The organism is Paraburkholderia sp. PREW-6R, from assembly GCF_039621805.1.
In the GTDB taxonomy this organism is placed as follows: Bacteria; Pseudomonadota; Gammaproteobacteria; order Burkholderiales; family Burkholderiaceae; genus Paraburkholderia.
This window is the reverse complement of record NZ_CP155073.1, coordinates 663,181-684,214: the sequence shown is the minus strand read 5'-3', so window position 1 is coordinate 684,214 and position 21,034 is coordinate 663,181. Positions and strand designations below refer to the sequence as shown.

Genomic DNA, 21,034 nt, shown 5'->3' with positions numbered 1-21,034 from the left:
AGCAGGACTAGTGAGTGGCCCTATACCAGTTTGCCGTTTCGAGCAGCCCCTGCTCCATCGAATACGGCGCAGCCCAACCGATCGCTTCGCGAATGTGCCGCGTATCGAGTTGCAGGCTGTCGATGAGCCGATCCACCTGAGCGGACCGGCCTGTCAGCTTGCCCGCCACACGCAGCAGCGTGGGCGGCACCGGCAGCAGGCGGCTCGGCGCCTGAAGCTGGCGCGCCAGCAGTCGGATAAAATCGGCAATGGTCGTGGCCTCGCCGTCGCTGACATGGAACGTTTCGCCGGCGGCGTGGGTGCTGGTCGCGCACGCCACCAGCGCGTCGGCGAGGTTGTCGACGAAAATCATGCTGCGCCGCGCCTGCACCGCGCCCAGCGGCAGCGGTATTCCGCGCGTCAGCACCGACATTAGGCTCAGGAAATTTGCCCGCACGCCGGGCCCGTAGACGAGCGGCGGTCGCACAAGCACAATCTCCATCCCATGACGTGCGCCGTATGCGCTCAACGCCAGCTCGGCTTCCAGCTTCGAAATGCCATACGGATCGACGGGATGGGTCGGGTCGCGCTCGCTGAGCGGCTGACCGCCGTCGCGTTCGGCCACCGCCTTGACGCTGCTGACATAGACGAAGCGTCGCACACCGGCACGCGACGCGGCCGCCGCAACCCGCAGCGTGCCCGCGACATTGGTTTCGCGGAACGCGGCAAGCGGATCAGAAGATGTGTCGTTCATCATGTGCACGCGTGCCGCTAGATGGATTACGCAATGCGGCTTGAGACGGGGAGGCCACGCAACGCCGATGTCGACGAAATTGTCGCCCGCGAGCACTTCGCATGCTGCCGGGTCCAGCGTCGACGCGGAACCCGGCGCGGCCGACGCCCGCCGTACAACTAGGCTCACCTGCGCGCCGTAGGCGAGCAGCGCGCGCCTGACCGCCTGGCCGACAAACCCGTTCGCTCCTGTCAACACGACATGCTCGATCATTCTAGCTCCGCGCCTCGCCGCTCACTACCTGCTCATAAATCCTGCTATACGCCTCGCCCAGCGCCGGACCGGAGAACAGCCGCTCGTAGCGGGCCCGCGCCTCGCGCCCCATGTTCTGCGCGCGCGGCTCGTCCGTCAACAATTCGCGGATTGCGAATGCAAGTTCGCGCGGCGCATCGGGTGGCACCACAAAGCCGGTGAGACCATGCTCGTTGACGTAGCTCGTGCCGGAGTTGATCTCGCAACTGATCAACGGCTTGCCGAACATCGAGGCCTCTACGAGCACCATGCCGAAGGCCTCGGAGCGAAGCTGCGACGGCAGCACGAGCGCCCGGCACGCGCCGAGCAACGCGTTCTTTTCTTCGTCGCTGACCTGCCCAGCGAAGACCACGTTGTCGGCCTTGTGGCGGACTGCCAGGTCGCGCAGCCGCTCCATCTCGGGCCCGGAACCCGCGATCACGAAATCGGCGTCGATGCCGGGTACGGCTTCGATCAGCGTGTGCAGCCCTTTGTAGTAGCGCAGCACGCCCAGCGATAGAAACAGCGGACGGCGGTCGAGCGAGAGACGCGTCAGAATATCCGTTGAAGCCCCGGCTGCGGCACCGGCGTAATCCGCGATACCGAGCGGGACCACATGCAGACGCTGCGGCGGGACTATGCCGCTCAGTACCTCGCTGGTTCGCGCATAAGCGGGCGATGTTGCGACCACCGCCGACATGGAGCGCAACGTGCGCCGCATCAACGGACCATACACATAGCCGAGCGCACGCTGCCGCACGATGTCGGAGTGATAGGTCATAACAGTCGGCTTGTTTCGATGACCGAACAGATGCAGCACGTCGCCGAACGGCCAGGGAAAATGAAAGTGCACGACGTCGGCCTGTGCGGACAATTCGCGAAACTTCGCGATGGATTCCGGGCCGCCCAGATCGCACGACGCAGGCGCCGCATACGACTTGCAGCGAATCACCCCACCTTCCTGCCGCCGGATTTCCGCTGGCTGCGGTTGCGGCGACAGCGTGAAGATCGTCGACTCCACCCCGTACGACGAACACGCGAGCGCAATCTGCCGGATGGCTTCCTGCAAGCCGCCGGGCGGATCGGGAAAATACGTGCGGTACACGTGCAGCGCGCGCACGGTACGCCGGTTCATGCGCCCCCCGTCATTACACGGGCGAGCGCTTCAGCGCTCATGCGGACGTGATGCCGGTCGACCACATCCTCGAACGCGTTGCGACGGATCGTCGCGCGCAATGCGGCGTCGCGGGCCAGCGTTTCCAACGCGTCCACCCACGCGGTGAAATCGTTGCTGACGAGCAGACCGGTTTGTCCCTGCGCGACGCTGCTTTCATAAATTGGCGCTTGCGAATAAATGCCGGGCACCTGCGCCGAGCCGTAGTTCAGATACTTGAACGGGTTCTTACAGGCGTTGAATTCGGCGGCCTCCTGGTCCTCGCTGCTGCCAAGCGGCGTGATCGCGAACTGGTAGCGGCCCGACACCAGCGCACGCATGTACTCGGCGTAAGGCATGCGGTTCGTGAAGTGCAGAAACGGCAGCGAGAACATTTCTGGAAACGGATCGCCGTAAAAGTCAAGCACATACTCCGGGTTGCGCAGGAAGAATACCTGGAGCGCCGTCAGCAGCATGTCCTTGGCCGACTGCATCTTGAGGAAGTCGGCGTTCGTGAACACGATGCGCGGCGGCGACGCTTCAAGGCCAGCAGGTTGATCAGGTGTTAGATACTTTTCGACCCACATGCCGTTGGGCACCAGCACCGGTTCCGGCACAAAGGGGCGCACCTTATTCATCAGCGTGGTATTCGCCACCGTGACCACGTCAGACAACGAAATCAGTTCGTGGATCAGCCCGTGTCGGTCGCGGTGCACTTGGCCGCCGCTGTACTTCGGAAATGAGAATATCCAGTCGTCGATGTCATAGATCACCTTCACGCCGCGCGCCCGCGCGCGCTTTACCAACGCGAGCGCCTGCGGCGAACTATGCTTGCTTAAGATCAGCACGTCGGCCCAGTCGACACCGGGCGCCGCTATTTCGTCGCTCTCCGAGATCGCCGTGAAGCTGACTTGGCCGCGCGACTCCATGTATTCGAGCACTTCCGTGATGCGCGCGGCCACCGAGAGCGATGGCACGCCGAAAGCCACATGCGATTCACGTTGCAATGCAAGCGTCTTGATCATGATGCACGCGGCCTTTGCGGGCCGAGCATGGCGGCAGCCAAGTTCGTCACCGGCCCCATCGAAAAGCCCAGCAGCCGACCGCTCCACTCGCCGCCCCCGGACGGTTTGCGCATCTCGATCACGGTCAGACTCGCGTGACCCGGCAGGAACGCCGGAAACCGCGCCATGCCAATCCCCATCACGTCTTGCAGGATGCAGGAGATCGGCCCGGAATGCGCGGCAACCGCCACCGCGTCGCACGGTTGCGACAGTTGCCCGTGCAGCCAGTCGAGCGCGCGTGCGTTCAGTTCGAGATGCGACTCGCCTCCCGGATAGTGCTGTGACGGATCGGCATGAAACGTCGGATAAGCGGCCGCGAATCTCGCCTGCGTCCAGTCGGCGACTTCGCCCGCGTGGGTTTCGCCAAGTCGCGTGTCTTCCTGCCAATGCGCGTCAGGATACAGAATCGCGGCGGTCTGCCGCGCGCGGCCCCACTGGCTGACGTAGTACCGGTCGGCAGCGATGCCGGCCTGCGCGAGCCACTCGGCGGTGCGATGCGCCTGGGCGATGCCTTCAGCGCTCAGTTCGTCGGCGGGCGTGCCGGTCACGAGCGCGGCTTCGTTCGCTTGGGACCGTCCGTGCCGGAACAAGTAGACAATCATTACGCGATGTCCCGCAGAAGATCAATGAGCGGATCGACCGCCTGCGGTAGGCAGAAGCGCTTCATCTCGTCGACGAGCGTAGTGGTGTCGGCAGGCGTGGCGAGCACGTCGTCAATGGCACGGGCAATGTCGGCTTCGTCCGACGGATCGGCGTACACGGCGAGATCGCCAAAATGCTCGCGCGACCACTCCGACTCGCTCAGCAGCAAACGGCAACCGGACAGGCCCGCTTCGATCGCGGACAAACCGGGCGGCTCGTGCGACACCTCAATATAGAACAGCGCTTCCTGCAAAGCCGCGCGCACGATCTCCGACTTTTGCGGCAGACCCTTGATGAAGAGCACGCCGTCACCGCCCGCGTCGCGGCACTGCCTGAAATACCTTTCCTCGCGGCTGCGGCCGACCAGCACGAGCGGAATGCCCTTCTCACGCAGCGCGCGCACGGCCGCCAACTGGTTCTTGTTCGGCTCGATCACGCCGAACCAGATGGCGTAGCGCTCCAGACCGTACAGGCTTTTGAACAGCCCTTGCGGCGCGGGACGCCGGTACGCCGGATCTGCGCCCGCCGTCACTCGGCGCGCCTTGTTTGCGGGCAGCGCAAAACGCTGGCTAAAGTGCGCCTGCTCCGCCGCCGACTTGAAGATCACGGCATCGGCGAGACCGACGTGGGCGTTGACGAGTTGCGCGGGCACCTCGGCGGCGTCGCGCACCCACAGGTTCGGCCATAGCGCGACCGGCTTGCCACAACTTTTGATCTCCCTGAGCAGCTCAATGCCGCCGCCGTGCACCGAGAAATGCAGCACCACGTCGTAGTCGTCGAGAGAGCGGGAATATGGACCATAGATGTCGACGATCATCCCGCGCAGCTTCAGGCTGTCGGCAATCGAGAAGATTTCATATTCACCGCCTCCCCGGAGGAGGAAGGCCTGATGATAGGTGGTAATCAAAACACGCGGATCTGACACAGTGGCATCCAACAAAAGGGCAGGCGATGTTATCGCGACGCCATAAGAATGGCACCAAAAACTTCGTCGCAAGTCTGCGCGAGCAGTTCGGCCGCACGACGCCGGCCAACCTCGGCAAGACTCGCGACGCGCGACGGATTTGCGTGCAGATCGCAGAGGGCGTCGGACGCTGCGTCGAGCGTAGCGAACTCAGGTGCGGCTCCCGTGCCGACCTCGCTCGCGGCCGTGCCTGCGCGCACGAGCGCCGGCAAGCCGAGATGCATGGCTTCGAGCACCGGCACGCAGAAACCTTCGTGCTGGCTGACAGACAGCAACGCGTCGGCACTGTCGAACGCGCGAAACAGACTCGCGTCGTCGAGCATGCCTCGGAACTCGACGTGCGCGTCGACACCGAGCGCGCGCGCATGTTCGACCAGAAACGCCAAATACGTGCGATTCGGCGCGCTGCCGACAATCGACAGACGTGCATTCACCCCACGCTCGCGTACCTGCGCAAGAACCTCGATCGCATCCTCGATGCGCTTGTGCGGCACCACCCGGCCCACCACCAGAATCTCGAACGGCGCGTCCGGCGATTTTTCATGCTTCCGTGGCACGTGAGAAAACACGGCCATGTCGGCGGACACGGGCGGCAGCACCCGCACGTCGTCGATCGACATGTACGGCGTCAGGGTTTGCGCGGTCACGTGCGAGTTCGCGATCAGCACGTCGAACTTTTTTAGCTGCGCAAACTGTTCGAACGAACGCTCGCACAGGTCGGCCGTGACCGGCTCAAACTCGCGCAACAGTTCCGGCGAGGTCACGCCATGGAAGTAGCAGAGCTTGCGCCCCGGCAGCGCGAGCAACTGGTCGAGCAGCGGATCGTGGATCGAGTAGCTGACGAGCAGCGTGTCTTCAGCGGCGATACCGCCCGGCTTGTCCGCCGACAATAATTCGTCGATCGGCGACACGTCGCCGGCAGAACGCTGCGCGAACGCGCGGGCTTCATAGCCAAGTCGCTGCGCGCTGCGCACGAAACTCATGCAATGGTTGCCAACGGCGTCGCCCGGCCAGATGTCGGGTGCAGCAATAAAAAGTCGCATCACGCTCCCCTAGCGCACCAGTTTCAGCGTTTGCAGCCGCTCGAGATAGCGGCGGCCCACTGATTCCGGCGCATAGCGCGAGCGCACGAACGCCTGACCGGCGGCCGCGCGCGCGTCCCGCTCCGGCTTGTCTTGAAAGCAGCGCTGCATCATCGCGGCGGCCGAGTCCACATCCGCGTCGAACCAAGATTGGCCTGCGCCGAAGCTGTACTGCTCCGGCAGCACGGGAATTGTCTCGCCGTCCACCATGAAGGCGGTCGTGTCGTTGGTGAAGTCCGTATTGCCCGAAAAGTTCGACGCGATGACCGGCTTGCCGAGCAGCATGGCTTCGGCAATATTGCGCCCGAACCCTTCCGCGCGATGCAGCGACACGAAACAGTCGGCGAGCGATTGCAGCGCAATGACCTTTTCACGCGGCAACGCGCCCGAAATGATCGAGATGCGGGGGTCGCCCTCGCACAGGAGCAGCACTTTGTCCCATTGCGCCGACGGCGTGCCCATGTTCATCGTCTTCAGCAGCAGATGGACGCCTTCCACTGCACGCGGGAAGGCCTTTTGGAACGCCTGCACGACCGCCAGTGGGTTCTTTCTGTACACGCTCGAATTGCCGTCTAGCACGTTCAGGAACACGAACCTGTTGTCAGGCAGATCGAATTCCGGGCGCACGTAGGCGCGGGTCAGCTCCGGCAGATGTACCGCCATCGGCATCACGAGCACCGGCTTGTCAGTGACACTGCGCATGGCCTCGGCGGTAAATGTGGTACTGGACCAGATTTCGTCGACCACGACCAACGCAAGCTCCAGCCCCTTCGGATATCGCGGCAGTTCCCACTGCCAACAACCGATGTTGTAGCGGCCACCAAGAATCGAATCGCCGGACGCGCCTAGCAACCGGATCGTCTCGTAGTGCGGCAGGAAGATCAGGTTGGTCTTGTACTGCGGCATGTTGACTTCGTAATTGCGCAGCGCCAAGTCCGACTGGCGCGCCCCAATGCGCAGCGAGATACGCGGTACGCATTGATCGCAATCCACCGTGGTCATGGCGAGCGACGCCATCCGCACGTCTTCGCCGATGCCTAGTTCGCCGCGCGGGAACCCGACGATATTGACGCCGCCCTCGCGCCAGCCGCCTTTCACGGACGCATCTTCGGCGCCCGAGTCGTCGGCTTCGACCGAGCCATAGATCTTGACGCTCATTTCGTTGCGGCCGTAAGTGTGCAACCAGACGTTGAGCGCCTTACGGCCGTCCGGCGTGCCGATATCGAAAGCGTTGCGCAGGTCTTCACGCGCCTGGTACAGCGCAAGCGCGAGCGGATGCACAACGTCGGGCGTGACCATCCAGCCGGATTCGTCGAGCGACAGCATCGTCTCAGTCATGCGGAACGGCAACCTCAGCGTGCCGTACGCCAGTTGCTCCACCCACCACTTGACCAGCGCCTTGCGGGCTTCCGGCGTGCCCAGTTCGCGGTCGTTGTCGAGCGCGTCGGGCCGTGTGACGTAGAATGCGCACATTGCGCGATTGATCGGAATACCGGCGTCCTGCGGCAGCGCGGGATCGATGTCCGTGTAGATGTGCTCGGGAATCAGCCTCGACAGCAGCGAGTCGTGCGCGCCTTCCATGAGCCACCAGCCGACCAGACTTGCACGCCCTTGCGGCGTGCGCAGGTCGGCGAATTCCAACAGGTCCGAGCGCGAGTTGCGCAGTGCGTGCATCCCGCGCGTGATAGGCAGGAAGGTGTCCTGCTCGACGCCTGCCGCGAGGTCGCCATAGACGGACGCATGCACGAAACAGTCGAAGTCGGGCCGGTAGAGCGCTTCGCGCATCCACCAGTCGGCGAGCGCCTGGCGGCCTTCGGGCGTGGCGATGTCCATGACGTCGCGCAGATCGTCGCGCGACAGCCAGATCGCGTGCATGCCACGCGTAATCGGCAAGCTCGCGTCCTGCGTCAGCGTGGCGTCCGGCTGCATGTAGATCTCGTTCTGCATGAAGCCCGCGAGCCGCGTATCGAGACGGCCCTCGTTCACCCACCAGCAGATCAGTTGCCGCCGTCCTTCGCGCGTGCCCAGATCCAGCTTCGCGAGGTCTTCGCGGGTCGTGAGCAGCGCGACAAGCCCGCACGTAATAGGCAGCGCATGATCCTGCTCGACCGCCGGAGACGTCTGCGCATACGCGTCGACGGGCATGAAGCCTTGCAACTCGGGCTGATGCATGCCGGTCAACACCCACCACGCTATTGCCTTGCGGCGGCCCTCCACAGTCGACAGGTCGATGGCCGCGCGCATGTCCTCGCGCGAGAGGCACACCGCCTGCATGCCGCGCGTGATCGGCAACGCCTGATCCTGTTCGACCGAGGGCGATGGCTGCGCGTAGATACCGGCCGGCATGAAGCCGCTCAACGCAGGCTGCTGCATGCCGGTCTGCAACCACCATTTGAGCAGGCTGCGCCGCCCCGCTTCGCCCGACAGATCCATGGTCGTGTGCATGTCGTCACGCGCGTCGCGCACGGCGTGCAGACCGCGCGTGACAGGTAACGGCTGATCCTGCTCGACGGTCGGCGAGGGCTGTGCGTAAATGTCGTCCGACATGAAGCCGCGCAGCTCGGGCTCGTGCATGCCCGTTCGGACCCACCATGAGAGCAAGGCCTCGCGGCCTGCTGCCGCGGCCAGATCAATCGCCGTGCGCATGTCCTCACGTGCGTCACAGACCGCGTGCAGGCCGCGCGTTATGGGCAGCGGTATGTCATGCGTGGTCAAGGCGTCGATCTCGGAATACGCGCCGGCGTCCACGAAGCCGGCATAACGGGCGTCGTGCATGCCTTCCTGGATCCACCAGCGGTTCATCGCGCGGCGACCGTCCGGCTCGTTGACATCGAACGATGTGCGAAGATCGTCGCGCGCCAGCCAAATGGCGTGCATACCGCGCGTGAACGGCAGGATACTGTCCTGTGTGATTTCGTCGTCGGGCTGCGCCAGCCATTCGCGCTGCTCCCCGTCGATCGCCATGTCCTGATTCAGGTGGATCGCCGCGCTATGCAGCGGACGGTCGGGATCGAGATACTTCTGCAACTCGCGGTTGCCGGTCCACAGTGCTTCGACCACGGCGGTGCGCGAGAACGGTGCATCGCCGGTGACGTGGAACAACTGTTGGAAACTGTTCGACTCCGGCCGGTCCATCAGGTCCAGATGCGACTCGATGATCGGATTGCTGAAGAGGAACAGGTTGCGCTGCTTGACCTGCGTGACTTCGTCCGGGATTTGCGACGCGCTCGCGGCAATGCCGCGCGAATGCAGCCAAGTGTAATCGACGATCCGGGCGCCGGTTTCGCGCAGACGCATCGAGAGACTATGCTCGTCGATGATCGACATCGCCTTCGCATGAAAACGCTGCAGATTGGCGCTGGACAGTTCGAACACCGAATGCCACTGGCCATGCGGCAACCCTTCGCCAGTCAGCCAGTTCAGCAGATGCTGCTGATAGTTCTGCGAGAGCGGCGCATTTGGACGAAACGGCATGCTCGCCGATTTTGCGAAGAAATCGTCGATACTGAAGTCGCCGACAAACGTGGCCAGCCGGCGAATGCGTTCCGGCGCCGCGAGGATGAACTTCGAACAGCCCCACGTCTGGAAGCTGCGGCCGAACAGGCGCACGGCGTCCGGATAGGCGTCAACGTGCGCGAGCGCGACTTCGGGATGACGCGCTGCATACAAGAGCATGCGACGTTCGATGTAAGGGTAGAAGCCGTTGTATTCGTTCTCAAACGCAGACGTGACGATATGCACGAGGTCGTAGCCGTCGAGCAGGTCCGGAAAGCGCTCCAACGCCGTATTCCAACCGCTGAACTCACGCCGCGTGTTGTTGCCGCCGATCATCAGGATCTTCGGTCCGAGCTTCACCTGCATGTCAACCGGCAACGCCGTGTCGATCAGAACCGCGTCGTAGTCGAGGCCTTCAATACGTTGATAGAGCTGACAGAGGCGCTTGAACGCACCCTGATAATCCGAGTCGCCATAACGCACGAAAAGAGTCAGTAACTTCATTCCTCCAGCTCCACCTCGAAGATGATCTTGTTTTGGTCCGCGTTGCTCCAGCCTTCGCGTTCCGTGTCGAACTGGTTGAAGCGATAGAAAAATTCGAGCCGCTCGACACAGCGTTCGACATTCACGCTGGCGAGTCCGCGTTCCAACAGCGTCAGGATGTCGTGCGCGGCGCGCTCCCAGTCGTGCACGTCGCGCGGCGTTGCGGCTTGGGTTTTCTGAGCGCGCCAGTGCGACTCGCGGGCGAGCACCTCGCCGATTGCGCGCAGCAATTCCGTGTTGCGCGTGAACGGCACGATCCCGTCGACGGGGCTGACACGGTCGCGGATCTCATCGAGCAGGCTGCTGTGGCGCGCGATTACCGGCTTGCCGAACGACAGCGCCTTCAGGATTGGCAAGCCGAATCCTTCGTAATGCGACGGAAACACGAGACACGTACATTCGCGGAACAGACGGTCGATGTCGTCATGAGCGATCAAACCGGACGGAATTTGTTCGACGTTCGGATACTCTTCGCTGATCTCGCCTAGCACCTTGATCTGAGTCTCGGGGAAACCCGCGGCCAGCACACGCACGACCTCGTACAGCCCCTTATGATAGTACTGATTGCCGACCACCAGCAGATAGGGCTTGGCCGCTGCCGCCTCCCGCGCCTTCGCGGGATCGACTTCCGCTGCATAGTATTCCGACGGATCGAGAGAGCAGTACGACACCGCCGAGGGAACCTTGCGCGCGTCCGGAAAGCGTTCCTGGAACGCGCGCTGCGTGAACGCGCTGTTATACGCAAAGCCGTCCGCTTGCGCGGCCGCCGTGCGCCATACGCCGTCGATATGAGGCATGCGGATGTAATGGCAGTCCCACGCAATCGCATCCATTATCAGGTACATGTTAATCATCGAGCGGAACGCTTGGTCGCGCAATTCGCTGAAGCTCCATGGCTGCGACAGACGGATGCTAGCGTCGAACAGATCGTCGCTGGTCAACTCGGTCACGAACTGGCCCGGCGCGATCGAGTCGAGCCGGTGGAATTCTGCCGACTCCTTCAACACCCAGAAGCGCGGCTCGATGCCGAATCGCCCGGCCAGCGCGCACAGCGGTTTCATCAGCGAGAGGATGTGCTGCGCGGTGCCGTTGTATCCCGGCGCGAGATTGCGGATGTCGAACAGCACCTGGCGCTTCGGCTTTGCAGCCAAGCGATGCCAGAGCAGCTTTTCCAGACGCTGTTCGGGGAATTCGGCGTGCCAGTCGAGCGCGCGGTAGTAGTCCTTCGCGCGTTCGATCACTGGCCGCTCGGCCGCCCCGCCGAAGGCAGTGGTTTCCGGCACGAAGAACAGCGCGCGGTTGCACACCACCGCGCTGAAGCCGCGCCGGTTCGCGCGGATGAACAGCGTGGCGAGCGCATCGGCGAGGTCGAACCTCTTTCCGCTCAGGCGGCCGAACGTGGCGAGCACACTCGCCCGCACCAGCACGGGCAAGCCCTGCACAATGCCGCCGCCCAGGCGCGCGGGCAACCCGTCGAAAAACGCGTCGAACGCCTGCGGGCCGTCGACCGCCGCTTCGCCGCGCAAACGCGGCACCGGCGCCGAGCCGCCTACGTTGGTGCGCGGCAGTGCGAAGCCATACAGCGAATCCGCGGCGAGCTCGCCCTGTAGCGTGCCAATCGCCGCGTTGTCGAACACGTGGTGCGGTGAAACGAACAGCACCGCCGTTCCGGCTTCGATCAGCGGATGCAGCGTGCGGTTCAGCGCCGCATAGTAGTCCGTGACGGTGTCGACAGCGACGACCTTCATCCAGGCAGGGCTCGACTCCGGCAGGCTGGCACCCGCGCCCGCGTGCACGAACGCGACAATGCTCGTGGCGTGTCCGCTCAGCGAGGCCAGTTGCGGCAAGACATAAGCGCCGTCTGCCGGCGTCACGATGATCGCAATCTTGTCACTCACTTTTGCACCTTTTCGATGTTGCCGGCCACGGTGGCGTCGATGGCGTCGGTCAAGCCGGAATAGACATGTTCCGCGCCAAAATGTCCGCTTATGAAACGATGGGCGCCCTGCTGCAACGTCTCTCGTTTCTTCGCGTCGCGCAGCACGGCCACGATCGCGTCGGCGAAGTCGACCACGTTGGTCGCGATGATCGCCGGGACGTCGCCGAGCTCACGCAGGCCATCGGCCGCCGAGGGCCACGCCACATGCGCCTTGCCCCACGCAAGGGCCTCGATCGTCTTAATCTTAAGGCCGGTGCCGACACGGCACGGGTTGACCACGACGGCCGCCTGTTGGTATTCGAGATCGAGGCTTTCGACGAAACCAAGCAGCGATACCGTCGGATCGTCCGAGGTCACCTCGCGACAGACGCGCCCGATCACACGCAGCCGCGCGTTCGGATTGGCCTCGCGGATAAGCGGCCACGTGTAGTCGAGAAAATCCTGCGTGCCGCGCACGTTGAATTCATTGCCCGACGCGACAATCAGCACTTGATCGGGCACCATGCGTTGAGGGTCTGCGGTGTGGACTTCCAGATCGAAGCTGGCCAGCAGCACCTTGCGCTCGGGCACGAGCTTGGCGATTTCCAGCTGCTCGACGCGCTGAATCGCCAGCACGACATCGGAGCGATTAAGCAACCCACGTTCCTGGTCGTCGGTGAGACTCAGGCCGTAGTTCTTGATTCCGTATTGCTCGACCGTGGCCTGCTTGCGGCAGAATAGATCGTGCGCGTCAATCACGCGTAGCGCCGGTCCGCATTCCGGCAACGCGAGAACGCGGCTGGTGAACACGTATTGCGCGATCACGACTTCCGGCTGCACTGCCGCGATGATCGCCGCCACTTCCTCGACGAACCACGCGGGACAGAAGCCGTCCTGAATCTGGGCGAGCATGCAATCGTCCATATCCGTGTCGACCGGACGCGGCGCGCGCGCGCTCGCAACGTCGGCACGTGGCGGGATCACGCGGTTGTCAAAAATATGCAGGTTGTCGACCACGTCGCACAGGCCGAGCACGCATTCGTTCGTGACTTCGGTGTCGCCGAGCGGCTTGAGCACCAGCGTGATGCCGTAGCCCTTGCGGCGAAACCACTTCAGCATCTTGTAGATGCGAATTTCGTTGCCCGCTGCCGGCGGATAGGGCAAAACGTGCGTGACCATCAACACATGCGGTCGACTCTGCACGCTATCGTTCGCGAACAAGCCGGAATTCATGTCCTCTGCGCCTCCTGGTAATTCTTCCAGATCCATGCCGGTCGATGCCGGACGCTGCTGGTTAAACAAGTTCTTGATAAATACGGCGCAAGGCTTCGGTAGTCGAAGCCCATGTGAATGCATCGCGACGAAATGCGGATGCCGCAGCAGCCGCTCGCGCGGTGCCGTGCTGCAGCATGGCACCGATGGCATCGCGTACCGAGTCCGCAGAATCCGGCGACACGTAAGCGGCGCGATCGCCGAAATACTCCGAGCACGAGCCCTCGGACGTGACGAGCAGCGGTGCGCCCTGCGCGGACGCCTCCAGTGCGGCGAGCCCGGGCGTCTCCAGCGTGCTCGGCAAACAGAACAAGTCGCACGCGGCGTAGCCCGACAGCAGCAGTTCGTTGTGCGGCAGCGCGCCGAGATACCTGACTTGGTCGCCGCCCTCGCGCAGCACCTGCGCCGCGTACGCCGGGTCGCGCTGCTGGCCGACCAGCACGAGCTTGACGTCGGGATGCCCTTTCATAGCGCGCACCAGCGTCAACTGGTTCTTGCGCGGCTCGATATTGCCGACGTTCAGCACAAAGCGGCCCGGCAGATCGAAATGCTCGCGGAACAGGCTGGGCGGAACGTCCTTGAGGAAGTATTCGTCGATGCCGTTGTAGACCGTCGCAAACTTTTCGCGTGGCAATGCGAGCGCGCTCGCGAGCGTATCGCTCTCCAGATTCGAATTAGTGATGACGCGGTCGGCCAGACTCAATTGCGCGCGGACTTCATCGATCGGATAGAGATGACGTGTTACCTCGGTGATCCACAGGCTGGAAGAGATGACGAGCGGCAAGCCGAGTTGCTTGACGAAGTGACAGAAGTGGTATGAGCCGCTGATACATGAGAAAAAATGCACCACGTCGTACTTCAGGAACTCCGGTTTCCACATGTCGAACAGCTTGACGTCAACGCCATGCGCCGGTAGGTGCTTCTCGTAAGCAAGCAACTGCACTTCGCCGCCGCCGGGCGTGTGAAACGCCATGGGATAGGTTGAAAACAACACTTTCATAACACGGGTCTCAGCGATTGAACATATTCGAGCATCTTTGCGGTACGGGCGTCCCACGTGTTTTCTCCGACGTACAGGCGCGCCTCCTCTTGCGTCAGCCGACCGCGCGCCAGTTGCCGTTCGATGGCCACCTCGAAGCTGGCCACGTCACCGCCCAGTTCCAGCCCGTCGAACAACTGCTCGGTAAACGCGAGCGGCGTCGAGACGACCGGCAGACCGGCCGCGAGATATTCAAAGAACTTCATCGGGAACATGGAGCGCGTGTACTCATTCAACAGCGTCGGCAGCAGGCCAACCTGCATGCCGCGCAAATACTCGGGCAGCGACTGATAGCTTCGATAACCGAGGAAATGCACGTTGGGCAACCGCTTGAGTTCGGCGACGAGCGGGCTTTGCTGCCCTTCGCGCTCCTCGCCGATGAAGACCCAGCTCCAGTCCTTGCGACGGCGCGCCACTTCGAGCAGCAGCGGCAGGTCGATCTTGAAGTCGGACAACACGCCGTGGTACACGAGCCGCGGCGTTGGAATCCGTTCGAGGTCGTCGGGCAACCCGCCTTCGCGCATGGCGGCTTCGAAGTGGTCGGCATCCACCACGTTTGCGAAGAAATGCGTGTTCGGGTTCAGGCGCTTGCAGCGTTCCTTCAGTGCGTGGGCCGTGGTGAACACCGCCTGACTCGACCTGAGCAACTCTTCTTCCGCCAGATTGAAGGCTTCAATGTCCACGCCGGGAATCGCGCGCAGATCGTCCACGCAGTGATATACCGTCGGGCCGCGCTCCACGTGCGACACGGCGTTCAGCATGAACGGGTGATACGTCCACACCACCGGATGGTCGAATCCGAGTCGCTTTGCCATCCGGTCAATCGTCCCGCGCAGAAGCAGCTTGTTGAACGAGCCGATGAACGGCCAGTGATGCTTGGCTGGAAACACAAGCGGCGACAGCACCCAGATGTTGTGGTCGCGCTGCGGCGCCCCGAGCACCACGGACTGCACGCCGCGCCACAATCGGCGCCACAGGCGTTTCCAGTCACGCTTGCTGGCCATGCGCGGCGAGCGGATGCCCGGGCTTTCCACGTACAGCACACGCCAGCCCAGGCGTGCGAGCACCGCAGCCGTGTGCTGCTTGTTGGTCCAGTAGGGTTCGTCCCAGTCCGCTGTCGAAAACATGATGCAGTCGCCGGGCGAGACACGCGCTTGCCTGTCAACCACCGAAAGCCTCCGCCGTCTGGCCGAGCAGGCTTTGCACTGTACGTTCCGACGCGCGCCCGTCGCCATAGGGATTCACTTGGTGTCTGAGCGCTTCGCGGCGTGCCGGCGCGTCGAGCCAGTTGCGCACCGCGGCCTCAATGTTGTCGGATTGCTGGCCTGCCAGCGTCGCGAATCCGGCGTCCACGCCTTCGCTGCGTTCCGTGTGATTGCGCATCACGACGACCGGCACGCCGAACGTCGGCGCTTCTTCCTGGATGCCGCCGGAGTCGCTCAGAATCAGCGTGCTGCGGCTAATCAGATAGAGACTGGTCGGATAATCGACCGGATCGATCAGATGCAGGTTCGGAACGCCGCCGAGTTCATTCATGACCGGCTTGCGCACCTGCGGATTCAGGTGCACCGGAAAGACCCATTGATAGGCGCTATAGCGCCCGCAAAGATTGCGCAGCGCGCGGCAGATGTCGAGCATGACCGCGCCAAAGTTCTCACGGCGGTGACAGGTGACGAGAATCTGCGGCGCCTCGGCGGACAGTGCGGGCGGCAGTTGCGGCGGCGTATCCTGCCACCTCGCGCGCACGAGGCCGATAGCATCAACGATCGAGTTGCCCGTCACGAGAATGCTTTCGGCGGGAATGCCTTCGGCCAGCAGATTGTCGCGGGCGCGCGCGGTCGGCGCAAAGTTACGCGTTGCAATGCGGCTCAGTAGTGCGCGGTTGGCCTCTTCGGGGAAAGGACTCGCGAGATTGCCGGTGCGCAGACCCGCTTCCACATGGCCCACGGCAATACCACGCTGGAACGCCGCGAAACCGGCGCAGAACGCCGTGGTCGTGTCGCCCTGCACCACCACCCAGTCGGGTTTCTCTTCGACCAGCACCTGATCGACGCCCGTTAGCAGGCGCGCGGACAATTCGTTCAGCGACTGCCCAGTACGCATGCAGTCCAGCCGAACGTCGGGCGCGATGCCGAAGAAGTCCAGCGCCTGGTCGAGCATCTCGCGATGCTGACCAGTGCTGCATACGCGCACGTCGAGCTTGCCGCGCAACGCGGCAACGATCGGCGCGAGTTTGATGACTTCAGGGCGGGTGCCTATGACGACCAATACTTTCATGAAAGCGCGGCCTCAGTAACACAAGGTAGCAGGCGTCTTTTATACTCGATACCGACCTGCAGACCGTCCGCGCCGTATCTGTCCGGCAGCGTCACGCTGAACGCGCCGCCGGTTTCGCGGACCTGTACGCGGGAACGTTGCAGCAGGAAATCGAGCGCGGCTTCTTCGTGCAGGAAAAGTGGCTTAGACGCGCGCGTCGACAGGTAGTCGAGGAACGCCCGGTGCGCCGCAACGCGCGTGGGTTCGTCGGGCCAGCCATACGCGTAACGCGGCGAAAACGGATGATCCAGGTAACCGAACAGCGTACCGGTCTGGAAGGCCTGGTCGAAGGCCTGCTTGAACACCGCGAGCGCGTCGCCTTCGGCGAGCATGCATTCGCCGTGCAGCATGCACTGCTGGCTGTGGCCGATGAAACCGTGCGGCATGCCGGCGAGTTCGCCGCCGCGCGCGAGTACAAATTCGGGATCGTTCCGGATGATGCCGCCGACGCAGCCGATATAGCCACCGTCCGCGAGCGCGCGCAGCGCATAGTCCGGCGACTGGTGAAACGGCGACACGGCATAGCGCACGCGCCGGCCCGTCACGCCGTGCAGCAGGTTGGCCGAATGCGTGCCTTCGTGCAGCGCCGCTTCGTAGCTGCCGCCCCAGTTCGGCGCGTGCGACGCAGTGTGCGACAGCACCGCGCCGCCGTGTTCGAGCAGCTCGCGCAGAATCGGATGATTGCGCTCGTCGGCGAGATTCACCGTGTGGACCGCTAGCGTGAACGGGATGTTCAGATGGCGATAGAGCATGTACAGATCGCGAGCCGATTCGACGTCTTCGTCGCAATCGAGACGTGAGGTGATCGCTGCGTCGTAGCCATACGGGATTTCGCTCAACACCGGCTGGCACGGCAGACTGTCCGCCCGATAGCCGGACAGGAAGTTTTCGACGACGCGCCATTCGTACGAATCGCACGGGCCGACCGCACGATTGAACCACAGCACGCTCGACGCGCCGACGTCGGCGAGCGCCGCATACGAGCTATGACGAGCTCCGTCAATGGTCAGCGCAGCGAGTTCGGCGACGCCTGCATCGCGCCCTTGCGCGATGCTCCAGCACGAGCCGTCGGCGCGGATCGCACCGTAGCCCAGGTTGTTCCACTCGTCGGCGAAATCGAAGCGTTCGAAGGGACGCGCCCATGCTCGGGCGCCCAGCACCGCCGCCGCCTCGCCATATTCGACGGCCGCTCGGCTTGCGCGGAACTCGCGTGACGGCGCGGGCTCGCTGCGGCTCGCCGCCTCCAGCTCTGCCGGAAATTCGGCGTAGCGCCAGCCGAGCGAGTCGGCGAGCGCCGCCGGCACGCGACCAAACACCACCAACTTACGCGCGCCCGCGCGCAGCCACGCGACGAGTTCGTCGCCCCATGCGTCGGGCAGATCGACGGCGACGCGAATGGAGGGCGCCGAGTCGTCGGCGCGTGCAATCGCGCTCGCCTGGCCGTGCGTGACGCTACGGCGCACGGCCGCGAGCACCAGCTTGGCCGCCTGTTGCGCGCTGCGCGGAAAAAGAATGCCAATCATGCTGTCACCACGTGTCTGAATTTAGCCCGGCTGCCGACACGAATGAAGTCGTCGTGACCGACAAAAGCGACCTGGAAGCCTTCACCCCAAAATGCGCGCAGCTTGCCCTTCGTGGCGTCCGCGTTCGCCCACGGTTCGAGCACCACCCGCAAAGTGGGCGGGCTGGTGCGCAGGTCGATCTGAAACTCCTGGATTCCGCCGACGCGGTGATCCAGCATGTCCTGGATGTGGTGCGTCGGATGCGCGACACCGTTGATCGGCACTACGTCGTGAATCCGCCCGACCACGTTGGTCAGGAAGAAACCGTCACGCCGCTCCTCCACTTTCGCGAGGTCGCCGGTGGCGTAACGGATCAGCGGCATCAGGCGATTGCGGAAGCCGGTGAACACGAGTTCGTGCGCGCCGTCCGGATTGTCGGAAACGAGACGGCTTTCGGCCCAGCCTTCCGATTCGAAAATCTTGAAGCCACCTTCATGGCCGTCCACCTCGTAGGCCATCACGCCAAGTTCGGCGAGGCCGTACCGGTCGATCACCTGGCATTGCAGGACGCGGCCGATCACGTTGCGCATGTGCGGTTCGAGCAGTTCGCCACTCGACTCGAACACCTGGAACGCGCTGCCCGTGCCCTGCTTGCGCTCGATGTAGCAGGCGAGCGCGTAGATCGTGGATGGATGCGCGTGCACGAGAAACGGGCGGCGCAGCAGCAGTGTCTGCCAGATTTCTTCGAGGCCGACGTCGTCGATGCGGTCGAAAAAGATGTTGCTGCGGTTATTTACGAAGCATTTGAAGTCTTCGCGCGACGGCCACTGCGGCACGACTGCATCTGGGAAACGGCAGGCAAAGTGCAGTTCGCTGCGGTATGAGCGTTTGCCGATGCGCCGGCGCGCATAGCGCGTGACGGCAGACGAATAATCCGCCGCTTCTTCGTCGTAGAAGACTGTGCAGGCAAGGCCGGTCGAACCGCCCGTCTTGCACGCGTGGTGACGAAGTTCTGAAAGCGGACGCGACAACAGCCGGTCGCCCTGCTCGCGGATGATGTTCTTGGTCAGGTAAGGCAGTTCCTGCAAGCGTGCCGGCTCTGCGGCGATTCTGGCCGGATCGAAATTCAGCTCCCGAAACAGGTCGCGGTAATACGGCACCTTCGCGCCCGCAAATTCGAGCATGTCGCGCAGCCGCGCGGTGGCAATGGCGCGGCGCTCGCGCATCGGCAACTGGTAATGACGCTCCAGCTCTTGGACCTTCGGCGTGACGCTGCGCTTTTCCTGCTTTTCAGCGATCGGATAGCCGATATAGCCGCCCACCATGCCTTTCAGTGTACGAAAAGGCTGGTGCGCGAAGAAACGGTCCGCATAACGGAGCAACGGATGATCAGCTCGCATATCGAATCAGATGGCCATTTGTTAAGGACGTGAGCGCCAGCCGAACGGATCGTGCGCCGCATAGGATTTATTCGACCGGATCGGCAGTTGCGACAACCGGTTCATCGGAAACGATCTTGCCGTGATGCATGACGATCTTGCGCGTACAGACGCGAGAAATCAACTTGGGATCGTGACTTGCCAGCACGAGAATGGACGCCTGGCCGACCAGCTTCTCGAGCCGGCCGGCCGCCTTCACGGCAAAGTCGGCGTCGCCCACGCTGAGCCACTCGTCCATGATGAGGATGTTCGCTTCGACGCTGGTGGAAATGGCGAACGCGAGGCGCAGCATCATCCCGCTCGAATACGTGCGCACCGGCAGATTCAGGTACTCGCCCAGATCGCTAAACTCGGCGATGTCGTCGACCTTGCTGCGGATCGTGGCCGGTCTGAGGCCGTCGAGAATGCCGCGCAGATAGATGTTCTCGAAGCCAGTGGCGTCGGGGTCCAGACCCATCGACACGTCGAGCAGGGAGGCTACCTTGCCGTTCATGGTGAGCTTGCCGCGCACAGGCGCGTACACGCCCGCGAGCGTGCGCAGAAGCGTCGTCTTGCCCGAGCCGTTATGGCCGACCAGCCCGATACGCTCGCCGTCCGAAAAACGGAAGCTCAGGTTGTCGAGCGCCGACACGATCGCGTGACGGCCGGCGTCCTGACCGATGCGGCCGCCTGTCGTCAGATTGAGCACGGCCTTTTTCAGCGATCGGTGCGAATTTTCATAGATGGGAAACTCAACCGAGATTCCCTGTGCAACGATAAATGAACTCACAATATCAAAGCCAGTAGGGAACACGGTCACGGTATCTGCTCATCAGATACTGCGCAAAAGCAAAACCAGCAACGAGCAGACCGATCGACCACGCCCACGATTCCCAGTGAACCGGGCGGCCGGTGAGCGGGGCGCGAATTGTTTCGATCAAATGATACAGCGGGTTGTATTCGGCAACCCACGCGCGATCCTTTAGGATTTCCGGCGACCACATGACCGGCGTGAAGAAGAACACGACCTGCACGAGATTTGTCACGATCGGCGGAATGTCGCGGAAACGCGCGCATAGCACACCGAGCGCTACGCCAACCCAGATGCCATGCAGCAGCAGCACGACGAGGCCGACCGGCACCAGCAGGAATTCCCAGCTCGGCCATTTGCCGAAGGTGATCATCAGCACGATTACGACCGGCAGGCTGTGCAGCAGAATCGCGAAATTCCGCCAGGCGATGCGGCACACGTGAACCGTCAATGGAATCCGGATCTGCTTGATGAGATACGCCGAGCCGATGAACGCCATGCAGCCTTCGTTGGCCATCGAGCCGAGGTATTGCCACACTACGAGGCCCACCGCCAGATACGGCAGATAGTCCTTGATGTTCTGATGCAACAGCGTGGAATAGAGCGCTCCTAGCACCACGACCATGATCGCCGTGCTCAACGTGAACCAGAACGGCCCGATCACCGAGCGGCGGTAGCGCTGCTTGATGTCGTGCCAACCGAGCGTGCCCCAGATGCGCGACGCCTTGATGCCGACTAGAAGGTCGTCGTTGCGCGTGTGGGTAGTGATGTCTTCCTGCCCGCCGCGTTCGAGCGATACGAGTTCGACCATG

General features: G+C 63.1%; 16 protein-coding genes. All 16 read right to left on the bottom strand.

The genetic code is table 11. The annotated features are described in order from the left end of the window. Positions 1-7 precede the first annotated feature (7 nt). Positions 8-985, bottom strand: coding sequence for an NAD-dependent epimerase/dehydratase family protein (locus AAGS40_RS03025; protein WP_345813092.1), 978 nt, complete (start codon positions 983-985; stop codon positions 8-10). A 1-nt stretch (position 986) separates the two neighbouring features. After that, a complete protein-coding gene (locus AAGS40_RS03020; RefSeq protein WP_345813091.1) occupies positions 987-2,138 on the bottom strand; it encodes a glycosyltransferase in 1,152 nt (383 codons plus the stop codon). Next, the gene (locus AAGS40_RS03015) at positions 2,135-3,181 is read right to left on the bottom strand and encodes a glycosyltransferase (protein WP_345813089.1); all 1,047 of its coding nucleotides are present in this window, start codon (positions 3,179-3,181) and stop codon (positions 2,135-2,137) included. The genes AAGS40_RS03020 and AAGS40_RS03015 overlap by 4 nt, the downstream gene beginning before the upstream one ends. Then, positions 3,178-3,822, bottom strand: coding sequence for a histidine phosphatase family protein (locus AAGS40_RS03010; protein ID WP_345813088.1), 645 nt, complete (start codon positions 3,820-3,822; stop codon positions 3,178-3,180). Before AAGS40_RS03010 ends, AAGS40_RS03015 begins: the two co-directional genes overlap by 4 nt. Next, on the bottom strand, positions 3,822-4,787 hold the full coding sequence (locus AAGS40_RS03005) for a glycosyltransferase (protein WP_345813086.1): 966 nt from the start codon (positions 4,785-4,787) through the stop codon (positions 3,822-3,824). The genes AAGS40_RS03010 and AAGS40_RS03005 overlap by 1 nt, the downstream gene beginning before the upstream one ends. A gap of 29 nt (positions 4,788-4,816) precedes the next feature. Next, a complete protein-coding gene (locus AAGS40_RS03000; RefSeq protein WP_345813085.1) occupies positions 4,817-5,869 on the bottom strand; it encodes a glycosyltransferase family 4 protein in 1,053 nt (350 codons plus the stop codon). Positions 5,870-5,878: 9 nt separating this feature from the next. After that, on the bottom strand, positions 5,879-9,907 hold the full coding sequence (locus AAGS40_RS02995) for a glycosyltransferase (RefSeq protein WP_345813084.1): 4,029 nt from the start codon (positions 9,905-9,907) through the stop codon (positions 5,879-5,881). Beyond that, a complete protein-coding gene (locus AAGS40_RS02990) occupies positions 9,904-11,844 on the bottom strand; it encodes a glycosyltransferase (protein WP_345813083.1) in 1,941 nt (646 codons plus the stop codon). Before AAGS40_RS02990 ends, AAGS40_RS02995 begins: the two co-directional genes overlap by 4 nt. Then, complete coding sequence (locus AAGS40_RS02985) at positions 11,841-13,097, bottom strand: glycosyltransferase family 4 protein (RefSeq protein ID WP_345813082.1); 1,257 nt, start codon at positions 13,095-13,097, stop codon at positions 11,841-11,843. Before AAGS40_RS02985 ends, AAGS40_RS02990 begins: the two co-directional genes overlap by 4 nt. Positions 13,098-13,158: 61 nt before the next feature. Continuing rightward, positions 13,159-14,136: a glycosyltransferase family 4 protein gene (locus AAGS40_RS02980; RefSeq protein WP_345813081.1), complete on the bottom strand. Its 978-nt coding sequence runs from the start codon at positions 14,134-14,136 to the stop codon at positions 13,159-13,161. Continuing rightward, positions 14,133-15,302, bottom strand: coding sequence for a glycosyltransferase (locus tag AAGS40_RS02975; protein ID WP_345814228.1), 1,170 nt, complete (start codon positions 15,300-15,302; stop codon positions 14,133-14,135). Before AAGS40_RS02975 ends, AAGS40_RS02980 begins: the two co-directional genes overlap by 4 nt. A gap of 34 nt (positions 15,303-15,336) precedes the next feature. Beyond that, complete coding sequence (gene wecB, locus AAGS40_RS02970; protein ID WP_345813080.1) at positions 15,337-16,452, bottom strand: UDP-N-acetylglucosamine 2-epimerase (non-hydrolyzing); 1,116 nt, start codon at positions 16,450-16,452, stop codon at positions 15,337-15,339. Next, positions 16,449-18,014: a polysaccharide deacetylase family protein gene (locus AAGS40_RS02965; RefSeq protein ID WP_345813079.1), complete on the bottom strand. Its 1,566-nt coding sequence runs from the start codon at positions 18,012-18,014 to the stop codon at positions 16,449-16,451. Before AAGS40_RS02965 ends, wecB begins: the two co-directional genes overlap by 4 nt. Next, on the bottom strand, positions 18,011-19,393 hold the full coding sequence (locus AAGS40_RS02960) for a phenylacetate--CoA ligase family protein (RefSeq protein ID WP_345813078.1): 1,383 nt from the start codon (positions 19,391-19,393) through the stop codon (positions 18,011-18,013). The genes AAGS40_RS02965 and AAGS40_RS02960 overlap by 4 nt, the downstream gene beginning before the upstream one ends. A gap of 67 nt (positions 19,394-19,460) precedes the next feature. Then, entirely contained in the window at positions 19,461-20,204 is a 744-nt protein-coding gene (locus AAGS40_RS02955; protein WP_345814227.1) for an ABC transporter ATP-binding protein, read from the bottom strand. Position 20,205: 1 nt separating this feature from the next. Continuing rightward, positions 20,206-21,033: an ABC transporter permease gene (locus AAGS40_RS02950; protein ID WP_345813077.1), complete on the bottom strand. Its 828-nt coding sequence runs from the start codon at positions 21,031-21,033 to the stop codon at positions 20,206-20,208. Position 21,034 lies beyond the last annotated feature (1 nt).

Excerpts from the sequence above, each read along its gene's own strand:
- AAGS40_RS03025 (WP_345813092.1), bottom strand. The coding sequence starts at position 985 with ATGATCGAGCATGTCGTGTTGACAGGAGCGAACGGGTTTGTCGGCCAG.
- AAGS40_RS03020 (WP_345813091.1), bottom strand. The coding sequence starts at position 2,138 with ATGAACCGGCGTACCGTGCGCGCGCTGCACGTGTACCGCACGTATTTT.
- AAGS40_RS03015 (WP_345813089.1), bottom strand. The coding sequence starts at position 3,181 with ATGATCAAGACGCTTGCATTGCAACGTGAATCGCATGTGGCTTTCGGC.
- AAGS40_RS03010 (WP_345813088.1), bottom strand. The coding sequence starts at position 3,822 with ATGATTGTCTACTTGTTCCGGCACGGACGGTCCCAAGCGAACGAAGCC.
- AAGS40_RS03000 (WP_345813085.1), bottom strand. The coding sequence starts at position 5,869 with ATGCGACTTTTTATTGCTGCACCCGACATCTGGCCGGGCGACGCCGTT.
- AAGS40_RS02995 (WP_345813084.1), bottom strand. The coding sequence starts at position 9,907 with ATGAAGTTACTGACTCTTTTCGTGCGTTATGGCGACTCGGATTATCAG.
- AAGS40_RS02985 (WP_345813082.1), bottom strand. The coding sequence starts at position 13,097 with ATGAATTCCGGCTTGTTCGCGAACGATAGCGTGCAGAGTCGACCGCAT.
- AAGS40_RS02980 (WP_345813081.1), bottom strand. The coding sequence starts at position 14,136 with ATGAAAGTGTTGTTTTCAACCTATCCCATGGCGTTTCACACGCCCGGC.
- AAGS40_RS02975 (WP_345814228.1), bottom strand. The coding sequence starts at position 15,302 with ATGTTTTCGACAGCGGACTGGGACGAACCCTACTGGACCAACAAGCAG.
- wecB (WP_345813080.1), bottom strand. The coding sequence starts at position 16,452 with ATGAAAGTATTGGTCGTCATAGGCACCCGCCCTGAAGTCATCAAACTC.
- AAGS40_RS02965 (WP_345813079.1), bottom strand. The coding sequence starts at position 18,014 with ATGATTGGCATTCTTTTTCCGCGCAGCGCGCAACAGGCGGCCAAGCTG.
- AAGS40_RS02960 (WP_345813078.1), bottom strand. The coding sequence starts at position 19,393 with ATGCGAGCTGATCATCCGTTGCTCCGTTATGCGGACCGTTTCTTCGCG.
- AAGS40_RS02950 (WP_345813077.1), bottom strand. The coding sequence starts at position 21,033 with ATGGTCGAACTCGTATCGCTCGAACGCGGCGGGCAGGAAGACATCACT.